Origin of the sequence: Pseudonocardia pini, assembly GCF_013870575.1 — a bacterium.
In the GTDB taxonomy this organism is placed as follows: Bacteria; Actinomycetota; Actinomycetes; order Mycobacteriales; family Pseudonocardiaceae; genus Pseudonocardia; species Pseudonocardia pini.
The window spans coordinates 1-1,171 of sequence record NZ_JACBXB010001173.1 but is presented as its reverse complement, the minus strand read 5'-3'; the positions used below and the strand labels follow the sequence as shown (position 1 = coordinate 1,171).

The 1,171-nt window shown below is 75.7% G+C and carries 2 protein-coding genes; both read left to right on the top strand.

What is annotated here, in order from left to right; genetic code table 11:
- Positions 1-719, top strand: a 719-nt coding sequence (locus tag H5J29_RS35685) for a formylglycine-generating enzyme family protein (protein WP_246394618.1), incomplete at its 5' end; no start/stop codon positions are given.
- Positions 608-1,171, top strand: a 564-nt coding sequence (locus H5J29_RS33570; protein ID WP_220188243.1) for a DUF2254 family protein, incomplete at its 3' end; no start/stop codon positions are given. The genes H5J29_RS35685 and H5J29_RS33570, both read left to right, overlap by 112 nt.

The following is a 1,171-nucleotide window of genomic DNA, read 5'->3' as shown; positions in this document are numbered from 1 at the left end:
TCGTCCACGTGTCCTGGCTCGACGCCCGGGCGTACAGCCGCTGGGCCGGGGCGCGCCTGCCCGCCGAGACCGAGTGGGAGTACGCCGCCCGCGGCGGACTCGTGGGGGCGCGCTACCCGTGGGGGGACGACCTCGTCCCCGGCGGGGAGCACCGGATGAACGTCTTCCAGGGCCGCTTCCCGGACCGGGACACCGGGGAGGACGGCTTCGTCGGCACGGCCCCGGTGGACGCGTTCGCCCCGAACGGCTACGGCCTCCACGACACCACCGGCAACGTCTGGGAGTGGTGCGCAGGCCGGTTCGGCCCGGCCCGGCCCGGCCAGCGGACCATGCGGGGCGGCTCGTACCTCTGCCACGACTCGTACTGCGCGCGCTACCGGTGCGCCTCGCGCAGCGCCAACACCCCCGACAGCAGCGCGGGCAACATCGGCTTCCGCGTCGCGGCGGACGCGGCCGGTGACGAGCGAGCGCCCGCCGACCGCCGGTGGGCGGGTCCGCCGCGCCCGCGTTCGACGACGTCACGTGGTGGCACCCGCGTCGGACGCGGCGGCTCCGCCAACCCCTCGCCCTCCTGGTCGGGATCGGGGTGGGCGCCGCGGCGGTCTCGGTGCCCGCCGGACCCCGTGCCGAGACCGCCCAGGCCGTCACCCTCCTGCAGACCGCGGGCTTCGGCGCCCTCGGGCTGGTCAGCCTGGTGTTCTCGCTGCTGTTCCTGGTGATGCAGTGGGTGTCGTCGGCCTACAGCCCACGGCTGATCCTGTTCCGCCGCAGCCCGCTGCTCGGCTGGACGATCGCCTCGGCCGTCGGCCTGTTCGGCTACTCGATCACCGCGACCCTGGGCGCCGGGTCGCGGCCCACGGTCTCGCTGCTCGTGCCCGCGCTCGCCGGGCTCGGGACGCTCGCCGTGATCACCCTGATCTGGCTGGTCCAGGTCCACGCCCTGCGCTGGGTGCAGGTCTCCTCGATGCTCGCCATCGTCGTCCGGGAGGGCAGGCACGCGGTCGACCAGACCCATCCGGCCCCCCTCGGTGCGGTCTCGAGGTGGATCCCCCCGGCGGGACCGTGCCGGATCGTGTACTCGGTCGGCGACGGCGAGCTCCTGCAGCGCATCGACGCCGCCCGCCTGATCCGGGCCGCGGCCGCGGCGGAGGCGGTCGTGGCGTTCCGGGTG